Origin of the sequence: Actinokineospora xionganensis (genome assembly GCF_014323725.1) — a bacterium.
GTDB classification, from domain to species: Bacteria; Actinomycetota; Actinomycetes; order Mycobacteriales; family Pseudonocardiaceae; genus Actinokineospora; species Actinokineospora xionganensis.
Genome location: NZ_JABVED010000025.1, coordinates 25,965 through 38,831 on the forward strand (window position 1 = coordinate 25,965; position 12,867 = coordinate 38,831).

10 protein-coding genes and 1 pseudogene are annotated in these 12,867 nt (G+C 69.9%); 6 read left to right on the top strand and 5 right to left on the bottom strand.

All coding sequences use genetic code 11. The annotated features are described in order from the left end of the window. Positions 1 to 128: 128 nt before the first annotated feature. Positions 129 to 629: an SRPBCC family protein gene (locus tag GPZ80_RS28865; RefSeq protein WP_187224268.1), complete on the bottom strand. Its 501-nt coding sequence runs from the start codon at positions 627 to 629 to the stop codon at positions 129 to 131. Positions 630 to 739: 110 nt separating this feature from the next. Here GPZ80_RS28865 and GPZ80_RS33070 point away from each other — a divergent pair, with 110 nt between their 5' ends. Then, positions 740 to 946 carry a hypothetical protein gene (locus GPZ80_RS33070; RefSeq protein WP_246477584.1) on the top strand — a complete coding sequence of 69 codons (207 nt, stop codon included), beginning with the start codon at positions 740 to 742 and terminating at the stop codon, positions 944 to 946. Between the two features lie 181 nt (positions 947 to 1,127). On the opposite strand, the gene GPZ80_RS34135 is transcribed toward GPZ80_RS33070, so the two are convergent. Further along, positions 1,128 to 1,526, bottom strand: a complete 399-nt coding sequence (locus GPZ80_RS34135) for a rhodanese-like domain-containing protein (RefSeq protein WP_222720021.1) — start codon at positions 1,524 to 1,526, stop codon at positions 1,128 to 1,130. Between the two features lie 126 nt (positions 1,527 to 1,652). Here GPZ80_RS34135 and GPZ80_RS28880 point away from each other — a divergent pair, with 126 nt between their 5' ends. The 5 genes from GPZ80_RS28880 to GPZ80_RS28900 all read left to right on the top strand — a co-directional run bounded on the left by GPZ80_RS28880 (position 1,653) and on the right by GPZ80_RS28900 (position 9,163). Beyond that, on the top strand, positions 1,653 to 3,323 hold the full coding sequence (locus GPZ80_RS28880; RefSeq protein ID WP_187224301.1) for a DEAD/DEAH box helicase: 1,671 nt from the start codon (positions 1,653 to 1,655) through the stop codon (positions 3,321 to 3,323). A gap of 52 nt (positions 3,324 to 3,375) precedes the next feature. Continuing rightward, complete coding sequence (locus GPZ80_RS28885) at positions 3,376 to 3,819, top strand: helix-turn-helix transcriptional regulator (protein WP_187224269.1); 444 nt, start codon at positions 3,376 to 3,378, stop codon at positions 3,817 to 3,819. A gap of 10 nt (positions 3,820 to 3,829) precedes the next feature. After that, positions 3,830 to 4,240, top strand: coding sequence for a VOC family protein (locus tag GPZ80_RS28890; RefSeq protein ID WP_187224270.1), 411 nt, complete (start codon positions 3,830 to 3,832; stop codon positions 4,238 to 4,240). 49 nt (positions 4,241 to 4,289) lie between these two features. Then, the gene (locus GPZ80_RS28895; protein WP_376771777.1) at positions 4,290 to 6,683 is read left to right on the top strand and encodes an ATP-binding cassette domain-containing protein; all 2,394 of its coding nucleotides are present in this window, start codon (positions 4,290 to 4,292) and stop codon (positions 6,681 to 6,683) included. A 344-nt stretch (positions 6,684 to 7,027) separates the two neighbouring features. Beyond that, positions 7,028 to 9,163 carry a hypothetical protein gene (locus GPZ80_RS28900; protein WP_222720022.1) on the top strand — a complete coding sequence of 712 codons (2,136 nt, stop codon included), beginning with the start codon at positions 7,028 to 7,030 and terminating at the stop codon, positions 9,161 to 9,163. A 419-nt stretch (positions 9,164 to 9,582) separates the two neighbouring features. Here the strand turns inward: GPZ80_RS28900 and GPZ80_RS28905 are convergent, their stop codons facing one another. The 3 genes and pseudogenes from GPZ80_RS28905 to GPZ80_RS33075 form a co-directional block, all read right to left on the bottom strand. Then, entirely contained in the window at positions 9,583 to 10,569 is a 987-nt protein-coding gene (locus tag GPZ80_RS28905; RefSeq protein ID WP_187224272.1) for a phosphotransferase enzyme family protein, read from the bottom strand. Further along, positions 10,566 to 12,371 (bottom strand): annotated as a pseudogene (gene secF / locus GPZ80_RS28910) (protein translocase subunit SecF); the annotation flags it as partial. The gene GPZ80_RS28905 and the pseudogene secF, both read right to left, overlap by 4 nt. After that, positions 12,278 to 12,844, bottom strand: a complete 567-nt coding sequence (locus GPZ80_RS33075; protein ID WP_246477585.1) for a hypothetical protein — start codon at positions 12,842 to 12,844, stop codon at positions 12,278 to 12,280. The pseudogene secF and the gene GPZ80_RS33075, both read right to left, overlap by 94 nt. Between the last annotated feature and the right edge of the window lie 23 nt (positions 12,845 to 12,867).

Consider the following 12,867-nt stretch of genomic DNA (forward strand, 5'->3'; position numbering starts at 1 on the left):
AATTGTCCACTGTGGACTGTCCGCAGTGGACAGTCTCGGAAATCTCACCAGACCTTTGCCGCCACGACACAGCTGCCGCCGATGAAGAGGGCGCGTCCCCTTCCGTCAGCGCGTCGCACCTACCCGCGTCATCCCGCGAGTTCGGCCAGGTGGTGCAGCGAGTTGATGAGGTGTTGCGGGCCGAACGGCGGGAACTGGATGTACTCGCGGATGAACGGCGGCACCGCCGACCAGTCATAGGTGAGCGTGACCTCGGTGTCGGACGGGCCGAGTGGCTCGAGGTCGTACCGCCAGATCCAGCCGCCGAACTCCAGTTGGCCGTCGTCCTTCTCCTGCCCTGTCAGCCAGCCGATGGTGCGTGGGTGGTCGAGCACATGGACTTTGTTGGCCACCTGGTAGTCACCGTTCGGGTGTTTGGCGTGACGCATTTCCATCCGGAAGAGCTGCCCCACCTCGGTCAGCGTCGCCCGGTCGACCGGTTCCCGCACCCAGCCGGTGCCATCGATCCGGCAATGGGTCGTCGGATCGGCCAGGACCGCGAACACCCTCGCGGCGGGCGCGGCGACCGTCAGGGTGGCGCTTACCCGCTCCTGGTCCACCGCGGTGCTCTGGGGAGTGGTGACGGACATCGTGGCCTCCGGTGCTCGGCGACCGGTTCCTCGCCGGTCTCTCACCTTGACTACGAACGGGCTCGGCGCTTTCCGACATCACCACGAAACTATTCTGCGGACTCGCCCCGGTGAGTCCCGCGACCGCGGGCCGAGCGGCGGGCAACATCGCCCGGTTCGGCGTGCCGGAGCAGGCCGAGTTCCCGCACGCGCAGCCCCGCACCGCCGACTCCCTCGTCGCGACGATCGCGACGCGCGCCGGGGTGCTGCCCGTCGGGACGGGCCACACCGACCAGCGTGCCGTCGAGGTTCGTGACCAGCAGCCACGGCACCGGTGAGCGCTCCAGCCGCTTCTTCAGCTCCGCGGGAGTCGTGTGCGGTCGGTAGGTGCGTGGCGCTTCCCGCATCACCGCCCTGATCGGACGTGACTCCTCCATGGCGCGAGCGCGCGGACCAAGCCGAGGACGATGCCGCTGTCATCGACCACCAGGCAAAGCTCCCAGTCCCCCAGTCGCCCCCTCACTTGGCCCACTGTCTCGTCCAGCCCGCAGGTCGGCACGGAACCGGTCGGCCGGCGTGGCCAGGTGCGGACCATCCGCGCGGACGCCCTCGAACGGCAGCCCGGCGCCGATCCAGTCCATCTCGGAGCCCACATAGTCGTAGACGTCGGTGAAACCCAGCGACCCCAGCCGCGCCGCCGCGCGCGCTCATGTCACACAGCGTGTCGTAGCAGTAGACGACCGCGGCCCGGTCCCGGTTCCGCCTCGACGGCGCCTGCCCGGGCAGTTCGTCGAGCGGGATGTTGACCGCGCCAGGCAGGTGCGCGTCGTCGAACTCCTTGGCCGCGAGCACTTCGACCGGCTGCGCACCGCGGTCGATCAGCGCCCGGACCTCACGCCGGACCACTTCCCGGACCATCGGACCTCCTCGGATCGCCTGCTCCTGGGTTCCCCAGCCTGCGGGCGGCCACACACCATCCGCATAATGAGACCCACTGATGGGTACCCACGCCCGACAGCCGACGCGGGCACCGAAGGGTCATTGATGATCGAGAACACCGGCGGGGACGGGAGCGGCTTCGCCGACCTGGGACTGCGACCCGAACTACGCCAAGCGCTCGTCGGTCTCGGCTACGAGGAACCCACTCCGATCCAGCGCGCCGCCATCCCACCGCTGCTGCAGGGCCGCGATCTCGTCGGGCAGGCCGCGACCGGGACGGGTAAGACCGCCGCGTTCGCCCTTCCCCTGCTGCAGCTGATCGCCGACGGCGCCGGGCGGGCCGGGCCCATCGCCCTGGTGCTCGTGCCGACCCGTGAGCTGGCCGTGCAGGTCTCGGAGGCGATGCACCGCTACGGGCACGACATCGGCGCCCGGGTGCTGCCGATCTACGGTGGTCAGCCCATCGGCCGACAGCTGCGCGCGCTCAGCCGCGGCGTCGACGTCGTGGTGGCCACGCCCGGGCGCGCGCAGGACCACATCAACCGGGGAACGCTCGACCTGGACGGCATCACGGCCGTCGTGCTCGACGAGGCCGACGAGATGCTGGACATGGGGTTCGCCGAGGAGATCGAGGCGATCCTCAGCAGCACCCCGGCGGACCGGCAGACCGCCCTGTTCTCCGCGACGATGCCGCCGCGGATCGCGGGCATGGTTCGCCGCCACCTGCGCGAGCCGGTGATGGTCCAGCTCGACCGCGAGGCGTCGACCACCGGCGAAAGCCTGCTGGTGCGGCAGAGCGCCTACGTCGTCCCCCGCGGGCACAAGCCCGCCGCGCTCGGCCGCGTCCTCGACTTGGAGGCGCCCGCGGCGGCGGTCGTGTTCTGCCGCACCCGCGACGAGGTCGACCGGCTCACCGAGACCCTCAACGGGCGCGGCCAGAGCGCCGAGGCGCTGCACGGCGGCATGGACCAGCAGCAGCGTGACCGGGTGATGAACCGGCTGCGCGCGGGCACGATCGACCTGGTCGTGGCCACCGACGTGGCCGCCCGCGGGCTCGACATCGAGCAGCTGACCCACGTGGTGAACTACGACGTGCCCAGCGCGGCCGAGTCCTACGTCCACCGCATCGGGCGCGTCGGTCGAGCGGGCCGCGAGGGCACTGCCATCACCCTGGTCGAGCCGCGCGAGCACCGGATGCTCAAGTCCATCGAGCGCGCCACCGGCCGGCGGATCACGGTGGAGAAGCTGCCCACCGTCGCCGATCTGCGCGCCAGGCGGCTTGACCTGACCCGCGCCGCTCTCCGGGAGAGCCTCCTGGAGGACGACCTCGAGAAGTTCCGCGGCGTCATCGAGCCGCTCTGCGAAGAGTTCGACCTGTTCGACGTGGCGCTCGCCGCGGTCAAACTGGCCCAGGAGACCAGCGGAACCGTTGACGAGGAAGAACTCCCGGAGGCCGAACCGCCCCCGGCCGACGACCAGGGCCGCCGCCGCAAGAGCCCGGGACGCCCGAGCACTCGTCGGTCCGGCAGTGGCATGACCCGCCTGTTCGTGGGCAGCGGCCGTTCCTCGGGCGTGCGCCCACAGGACCTGGTCGGCGCGATCACCGGCGAGTCCACACTGTCCGGCCGCGACATCGGCGCCATCGAAATAGCCGACCGGTTCTCCCTGGTCGAGGTCCCCGAGGCCGCCGCCGAAGACGTGATCGTCGCGCTGCGGCGGGCCACCATCAAGGGCAGGCGGACCACGGTCCGCCGCGAGCGCCACGTGCCCCGGTAACCCACCGGCATTCCGCCGCCGCGTGTCAGTCCTCTGTGGCACGATCCGAAGAGTGACCAGCAGACCCGACGAGGAACAGCGGCTGAGCGATCTCGTGCGGCTGCGCCGCGTCCGCGACCGGATGGACCGGGAGTACGCGCAGCCGCTGGACGTCGAGGCGCTCGCCCGGGGCGCGCACATGTCGGCCGGGCACCTGAGCCGGGAGTTCCGCCGGGCCTACGGCGAGTCGCCGTACGGCTATCTCATGACGCGGCGGATCGAGCGGGCGATGGCGTTGCTGCGGGTCGGCGAACTCAGCGTCACCGAGGTCTGCTTCGCCGTCGGCTGCTCGTCGCTGGGCACCTTCAGCACCCGCTTCACCGAACTGGTCGGAATGCCACCCAGCGTCTACAAGCGCGAGGCGGCGCGGGCGACGGCGGGGCTGCCGTCGTGCGTGGCGAAACAGGTCACCCGACCGGTCAGGAATCGAGAAGCGCCCGCATCGAGCCTCACCTAGCGTGGCCGCCATGGACATCACCATTCACACCACCGTTCTCCCCCACGACGACCCGGAGGCCTCCGTGGCCTTCTACCGCGACACCCTCGGCTTCGAGGTCCGCACCGATGTCGGGCAGGGCAAGATGCGCTGGATCACGGTCGGGCCCGCGGGCAGGCCCGACACGTCCATCCTGCTGGCGCCGCCCGCCGCAGACCCGGGCATCACCGAGGACGAACGCCGCACCATCGCCGAGATGATGGCCAAGGGCACCTACGGCTGGATCCTGCTGGCCACCAAGGACCTCGACGGCACCTTCGAGCAGTTGCAGTCCGGCGACGCCGAGGTCGTCCAGGAGCCGACCGAGCAGCCCTACGGGGTCCGCGACTGCGCCTTCCGCGATCCCGCGGGCAACCTGGTCCGCATCCAAGAACTGCGCTGAAAACCTAGTCGAAACCGGCGGCGGGCGACCCCGCTTCACAGATGGAGACATGAGAACCATGGCACCGAGGACGGACACCAAGTCGCCCGCGCCGCACCCCGCCGACAGCCACGACCTGATCCGCGTGCAGGGCGCGCGGGTGAACAACCTCAAGGACGTCAGCGTCGAGCTCCCCAAGCGCAGGCTGACGGTGTTCACCGGCGTGTCCGGCTCCGGCAAGAGCTCGCTGGTGTTCGCCACCATCGCGGCCGAGTCGCAGCGGATGATCAACGAGACCTACAGCGCATTCGTGCAGGGCTTCATGCCGACGCTGAACCGGCCGGAGGTCGACGTCCTCGAAGGACTGACCACCGCGATCATCATCGACCAGGAGCGGATGGGCGCCAACGCCCGCTCCACGGTCGGCACCGTGACCGACGCCAACGCGATGCTGCGGATCCTGTTCAGCAGGCTCGGGAAGCCCTACATCGGCCCGCCCGGCGCGTTCGCGTTCAACGTTCCGTCGGTGCGGGCGAGCGGCGCCATCACCGTCGAGCGTGGCGGCAAGACCAAGGCCGAGAAGGCGACGTTCAACCGTCTCGGCGGCATGTGCCCGCGCTGCGAGGGCATGGGCAACGTGACCGACTTCGACCTGTCGCAGCTCTACGACGACAGCAAGTCGCTCAACGAGGGCGCGCTGACGATCCCGGGCTACAGCATGGACGGCTGGTTCGGCCGCATCTTCCGCGGCTGCGGGTTCTTCGACCCGGACAAGCCGATCCGCAAGTACAACAAGCGCGAACTGCACGACCTGCTCTACAAGGAGCCGACCAAGATCAAGGTCGAGGGCATCAACCTGACGTACGAGGGGCTGATCCCGAAGATCCAGAAGTCGTTCCTGTCCAAGGACGTCGACGCGCTGCAGTCGCACATCCGCGCCTTCGTGGACCGGGCGGTCACCTTCACCGTCTGCCCCGAGTGCGAGGGCACCCGGCTCAGCGCGGAGGCCCGGTCGTCGAAGATCGCGGGGATCAACATCGCCGACGCCTGTGCGATGCAGATCAGCGACCTCGCCGACTGGGTCCGCGGCCTCAGGGAACCGACTGTGGCACCGCTGCTGGCGGCGCTGCAGCACTCGCTGGACTCGTTCGCGGAGATCGGGTTGGGCTACCTGTCGCTCAACCGGCCCTCGGGCACGCTGTCCGGCGGCGAGGCGCAGCGGACCAAGATGATCCGCCACCTCGGGTCCTCCCTCACCGACGTCACCTACGTCTTCGACGAGCCGACGATCGGGCTGCACCCGCACGACATCGCGCGGATGAACGCGCTGCTGCTTCAGCTGCGGGACAAGGGCAACACGGTGCTGATGGTGGAGCACAAGCCGGAGGCGATCGCGATCGCCGACCACGTCGTCGACCTCGGCCCCGGTGCGGGCACGGGCGGCGGCGCCGTCTGTTTCGAGGGGACGGTGGAGGGCCTGCGGGCCAGCGACACCATCACCGGGCGCCACCTCGACGACCGGGCCAGCCTGAAGCCATCGGTACGGAAAGCCGCAGGCGCGTTGGAGATCCGCGGCGCGGACACCAACAACCTCCAGGACGTCGACGTCGACATCCCGCTGGGCGTGCTGGTCGTGGTGACCGGCGTGGCCGGGTCGGGCAAGAGTTCGCTGATCCAGGGATCGGTGGTCGGGCAGGAAGGTGTGGTGTCAGTCGACCAGGGGGCGATCCGCGGCTCGCGGCGGAGCAACCCGGCGACGTACACCGGGCTGCTCGAACCGATCCGCAAGGCGTTCGCGAAGGCCAACGGGGTGAAGCCCGCGCTGTTCAGCGCCAACTCCGAGGGCGCCTGCCCCACGTGCAACGGCGCGGGCGTCATCTACACCGACCTGGCGATGATGGCGGGCGTCGCCACCACCTGCGAGGACTGCGAGGGCAAGCGGTTCCAGGCCTCCGTGCTGGAGTACCACCTCGGCGGGCGCGACATCGCCGAGGTGCTCGCGATGTCGGTGACCGAGGCCGAGGAGTTCTTCGGCTCAGGTGAGGCGCGCACGCCCGCCGCGCACGCCATCCTCGACCGGCTCGGCGATGTCGGGCTCGGCTACCTCAGGCTCGGTCAGCCGCTCACCACGCTGTCCGGCGGCGAGCGGCAGCGGATCAAGCTGGCCAGCCGGATGGCGGAGAAGGGCGGCGTCTACGTCCTCGACGAGCCGACCACCGGCCTGCACCTCGCCGACGTCGAGAACCTGCTCGGCCTGCTCGACCGGCTCGTCGACTCCGGCAAGTCGGTCATTGTGATCGAGCACCACCAGGCGGTCATGGCGCACGCGGACTGGATCATCGACCTGGGTCCCGGCGCGGGCCACGACGGCGGCAAGATCGTCTTCGAGGGCACGCCCGCGGACCTGGTCGCCGCCAAGTCCACCATCACCGGCGAGCACCTCGCGGCGTACGTCGCGGGCTGACCGAGTCCTATCGCGACACCGACGGCCTGCCCTCCGCTCACCCGGAGGGCAGGCCGTTTGGCATTACCTGGCCACTGACCGTGAACAGTCACCACACCGGCATTTCGGGTGTTTGAATACCCGCCCAATGGCACTCCCCCACTTGAAAGAAAGGTTCGCGCCCGACTGAAAGGCTGATCAATTCGGCCGTGGGCGGCCGGTATTCGCCTGCGCGTTCCCGGCCCGCGTGGCCGATTCGTCGGCACGACCGTCCGACCACGTCCTGCGTCGTGGCCGGTTCGGTGTTCGTCCCCATAGGTGGTTCCCCCTGCATCCGGTGGCTCGACGCCACGGGAAGGATCCCCATGTCTGCCAAACCCCTGCGCTATACCGTGGCGGCCTTAGCGGCCACGGCTTTCGTCGCCGTCGTCAGTCCGTTCTCCCCCGCTTCGGCGCAATCGCCGGTCTCGTGTGAGGCCGGTGGCCACGCCCATCCCGACAGCAGGCGGGCGCCCGGCTGCGTCAGCGCGACCGTGCGCCTCGACCGGCTGCCCGCCAAAGGCGAGTCGGCGACCCTGACGATCACGCTGCGGAGCCAGTTGGCGATCGACGCCGCGCGGCTGCAGGTGCGGCTGCCGAGCCACCTGCGACTCGACACCGCGGGCACCTCGATCTCCGCGCCGCGTCCGGTCGGGCTGGATCAGGTCGCCGAGGAGACGTTCGCTCTCAGCACCGAGGGCCGCACCGTCACACTCGAGGTCACCGCCCTGGGCGCGGGCCCCGCGCAGATCCAGGCGGATGTGGTCGACACCGCCGACCCCAGCCGCGCACGGTCCGCGCACGGCTCGACCGAGTTCACCGTCGGCGAGCGCCCCGGCGGTTCCCGTGCCGGTGTCGGAGGCAACGACAGCCCGGCCGTGGACGCGGGCGCGGTGCGGCCGACGCCCAACGGGACCGCCGCGGCCGTCCCGACGGCGCAGACCGCGTCGGTGTCGGCCGCCGGGCAGATCTGCGCCACCGGCCAGTTCACGTACGCGGATAACACCGGCACCTGGCGCGTCGGCCGCAACATCTCGGTGGCCGTGTTGGGCCGAACCACGTCCTCGGCGACCACCCAGACCTACGCGACCGGCCTGACCAGCGCCACCGACGGCCGGTACTCGGTGTGCTTCACCTCGCCGGTCACCACGATGTATTCGGTGTCGGTGCGGTTCACCTCCGCGTCCAGCGTCTGGCAGGTGACCGACAACCGGGGCGCGATCGCCTACACGGTCACCACCAGCGCGAAGACCAACGTGGCGTCGGGGACCAACCCGGCGTTCGGCGTCACCTCGCCGCCGAGCACCCACATGCGGGGCTGGCACGCCTACGACACGCTGAACCTGCTGTGGGCGATCCGGTCGTCGGGCACGGGCTGCTGGACCGCGCGCGAGACCTCCAACTGCACGAAGCTCACGCTGCACTGGCAGCCGGGCAGCACGGACGGCACGTACTTCAACAACAACCTGCCTTATGGGCAGCGGTATGTCGCGCTGATGGACGGCGACCCCAACTCCGAGCACCTCGTGCTGCACGAGGCCGGCCACGCGTTCATGGACCTGCTTTACGCAGGCTGGTGGCCGGTGTTCGACTGCCCGGACCCGCACTACCTGCACAAGCGCAGCGGCGCGAGTTGCGGGTGGACCGAGGGCTTCGCCAACGCGATCGCCGGCCACGCCAAGGGCGACGGCCTGTTCGTCTTCCCCGGGGGCGAGACGGTCGACCTGATGAACACCACCCCGTTCGACCCGAGCCAGCCGGTGAGCCGCACCAACCCGGAGAACGGCGACTGGGTGGAACTCCGCGTCGCGGGCGCCCTGATCGACCTGTGGCGCAAGACGGACGGCGGCCCGGCGGGCACCTTCGACAACATGCGCCGCTACGGCTCGACCACCTTCCGCGAATGGTTCAACGACGACCGGCCACTGACCGGGCTGGACGTGTCCGCGACCGCCCGGAACCTGGTGTACACGCACACAATCGATTACCGCGACACCACCACCCCGCCGCCCCCCGGCGGCGTGACCAATGGCGGCTTCGAGAGCGGCACCGCGAACTGGACGATCACCGGCGGAGTGGTGGGCAACTGGACCACGTACCCCGCGCACCAGGGCTCCTGGTACGCGTGGATGGGCGGCAACGGCACCAACAACACCGACACCCTGTCCCAGCAGATCACCATCCCCGCAGGGACATCGACGCTCGGCTACCACCTCCGAGTCGTCACCGAGGAGACCGGTTCGACTGTCTACGACACCGTCAAGGTCCAGGTCGTCGACGGGTCGACCACCACGACCCTGAGCACATGGTCGAACGTCAACGCGGGCACCTCCTATGTGTACCGCACGGCGAATCTCTCGCAGTGGCAGGGGAAAACGGTAACCCTGAAGTTCGTCAGCGTCGAGGACTACTCGCTGCGGACCGACTTCCTGATCGACACCATCGGGATCGCCACGTCCTGAGGTGTGCGCGGGTCAGACCGCCGACCAAGGTGACGAACTCCCCGCGGCCCCTGCACCGCGTCGCCACCGGTGGTTGCGGCTGACTTGGTATGAGGCCGGGGTGGATGCCGTTTCGTCCACCCCGGCCTCGCCCCGGGGAGACAATGTCCTTTGTGGATAGCGCTCCGCCTGCACACCTCGGACAGCAACCGCACGAGACGGCTCTCCCCCTGACTCCGGGCGGGTCACCTTCAGGGACGCGTCTGCCCCCAAGCTCCGGACGGGTCACCTTCAGGGGTTCGTCCCGCCTCCTAGCTTCGATTATGGTCGCCTTCAGGGGCCGCACTTCGCCCCCGCGTTTCCCCATCGCCCCACTGTTGGGGTCGACGGCGGGGACCGGTTCGATCGGCCGGCGCGACGGCCCGCAGTGTCGGGAGTGTCTATTGTGGATGCTCATTGCCGGCGCGAGTCAGTGTCAGGACGTGTGCGAGTTGTCCTGGGGTGGGCAGTATTCGGAGTGCCTCATCGATCTCGCGTTCTGCCCACTCCCGGTGGCGAGGTCGAGCTTGTTGGTCTGTTGCGATTCTCGTTTGGGTCAACAGGAAGTTCAGTCTGCTGGCGATCAGCATCGAGAAGTCCGCTTGCTCGGTGATGCGGCCCGGGCCGCCCTCCCCCACATACGCCTCATACATCGCACCCATGGCCACAAAGTCGGGTGTCGGGTCGCTGAACCAATCGAACAAGGCGCGGGCCAGTTCCCTGCCCGGCTCCGCCGGGCCGAGGTTGTCCCAGTCGACGACCACCAGTTCACCCTCCGGGTCCGCGAGGACGTTCTCCGGGTGTAGGTCGCGGTGACAGATGATCAAGGTGTCGGGGTCGGCAGGTGTGACGGCCGCACAAACGTCGGGCAGGGTCGGGAGTCGGTCGGCGAGTCGCGTGGCCCAGGCCGCACCCGATTCAGCTGCCGCGGTCCAGCGGCGAAAGGCGGGAACGGTGTCATACCAGGGATCCGGCGCTCCCCCGCCAGGTTCGGTCGACGCGGCGGAAGAGCACTTGTGCAAGCGTGCGAGCAACGATCCGAGGTCTCGCGGGACGGCTTGGGCGGTCAGGTCAAGCGGCTGCAGGTCTATCCAGTCGTAAAGGCGCAGCCACTTCCCGTCAGGGCCGAACAGGTGTCGTCCGAAGCGGTCGGGATGGCCCACGGGAAACCGCACGCCCGCCTCCGCCGCCCGCCGGGTGAACTCCAGTTCTGCCTCGATCAGGGCCGCTGACGGCGGCTCGGCGAAGATCTCCTTGAGCGCGTACCGGGTCGAGCCGACGTCGAGACGCCAGATCTGGCCCAGAGCGCCCCGCGGCCCGGCCGAGATCTCCACCGCATCCCACCCGAAAGCGTCGCGGACCGTGGTGATCAGCTCCGGTGTCCTCACACGACCGCTCCGTCGTTCTCCCGGGTCCGGTCTCGCGCCGGTGGACGAGTGCGTCCGGCGCCGGGGCTTCGACGGTCGAGCAGGATGGCCACCGGGCCCGCCGTGGCCACCGTGGAAATGGTCCCCGTGATCAGACCCAGCAGCAACGCGAGGGCGAAGTCGGCCAGGGAGCCGTCGCCAAGAATCAGCAGTGCGCCGAGCACGAACAGGACTCCGATGCCGGTGTTCACCGTGCGGGGCAACGTCTGCAGCACCGCCGAGCCCATGACGCGGGCGAACGGCGCGTGCTGGTCTCGTTGTCGCAGTTCGCGGACGCGGTCGAAGACGACCACGGAGTCGTTGACCGAGTAGCCGATGACGGTGAGCAGCGCCGCCAGGAACACGCCGTCGTAGGTCTTGCCGAGCCACGCGAAGATCCCGAGCACCAGCAGGACGTCCTGGGCCAGCGCCATCACGGTGGCCGCGCCGAGCCGCCAGTCGAAGCGGAACGCCAGGTACGCGAGTTGAGCGAGCACAGCGAGGCTGAGGGCGATCAGCGCGTTGGTGCGCAGTTCGGCGCCCAGGCTGGGGCCGATCTTCTCGTCGCGCACCTGGGTGGCCTCGCCCGCGACGGCCGCCACCGCGGCGCGGATGCGGTCGGTGTCGGCTTGGTCCACCGGTTCGGTGCGAACCGACATCATGTCCGCACCGGAGGTCTGCACGATCGCGCGCGGGTAGCCTGCGTCGGTGACGGCGGCCCGCACCTTGTCGACGTCGACGCCGCTGGGCACCGAGTATTCGAGCACCCGGCCACCGGTGAACTCCACCCCCAGGTTCGGGCCCAGCACGACGAGCCCGGCCAACGCCAGGACGACGGCCACGCCCGCCCCGGTCAGCCAGCGCCCGGGCCGGGACAGGAACCCGGGGTCACGCAGGTTCACCCAGCGCCGGACCCGGCCCTGGTGGGTCAGCCCGCTCAGGCGCGGGCGCCGGGCCAGTCCCGCTTTCGCCGCCAGGTGCAGCAGCACCCTGGTCAGCACCAGGGAGGTGAACATCGAAGCCAGGACACCGATGCTGAGCGTGACCCCGAACCCGCGCACCGGCCCGGAGGCGAGCCAGAACAGCAGTCCCGCGGCGAGCAGGGTGGTGACGTTGGAGTCGACGATCGCCGAGAGGGCGCCGCGGAACCCGCGGTCGATGGACTGCGGCAGGCCGCCCCCATGTTCTTCCCTGGCGCGTTCGAAGACCAGCACCGTGGCGTCGACCGCCATGCCGATGGCCAGCACGAAACCTGCCAGCCCGGGCAGGGTGAGGGTGGCGCCGACGGCCAGCAGCGCGGCATAGGACACCCCGGCGTAGGAGCACAGGGCGATGACCGCCACGGCACCTGCCAGCCAGTACACCGTGAGGAGGAACAGGGCGGTCAGCACCAGACCGATCAGCGCGGCGCGGGCGCCGGCGTCGATCGCCGCGACACCGAGGGTCGGGCCGACGGTGCGCTGCTCGATGATCTCGACCGGGACGGGCAACGCACCCGCGCTGATCAACAGGGCGAGGTCGGCGGCCTCGGCCTGGGCGAACTGTCCGGTGATCCGGGTGGAGTCACCGATCATGCCGACCCCGCAGGCGGCTCCGGTGTCGACCTGCGGCGAGGAGATGATCTTGTCGTCGAGCACGATGGCGACGCGGCGCGCCGGGTCTCCCGGCGACGCGCACGCCGCCTGCGCGGTCAGCCGCACCCAGGCCTGGGCGGCGGTGCCGCGGAACTCGATGCCGACGAACCAGCCCGGCCCCGCCTGCGGGTCGGAGCCGCTCTGCGCCTTCTCGACGCCATCGCCGCTGAACGCGGCGGGCCCAGCCGCAGCGGCCTGCCCGACTCGTCGGGCAGCACCTGGCTGCTGTCGGCGGGCTGGTCAGCGAGGACCGGGTGGAAGGTGAGCTGAGCGGTGCGGCCGATCACCTCGACCGCCTCCTTCGGGTCCTGCAACCCGGGCAGTTCGATGATGATCCGGTTGTCGCCGGAGCGAGCCAGCATCGGCTCGGCCACGCCGAGCGCGTCCACCCGGCGACGCAACACCTCCAGGGTCCGGTCGGTGGCGAGCGCGTCGGCTTCGGCGGTGGGCGAGTCGTGGGTTTCGAGGACTATCTGGGTCCCGCCCCGCAGGTCGAGACCCAGGCGGGGCGCGGTGGTCAGCAGCAGGTAAGCGGAAATGGCGAGGACGATGGCGGACAGCACGGCCCGACCGATCATGCCCCGCGACGCGGTTGAGCGCGGCACGGCGACTTCCTTCTTCATGGGACAACCCGGCGGGACACGCG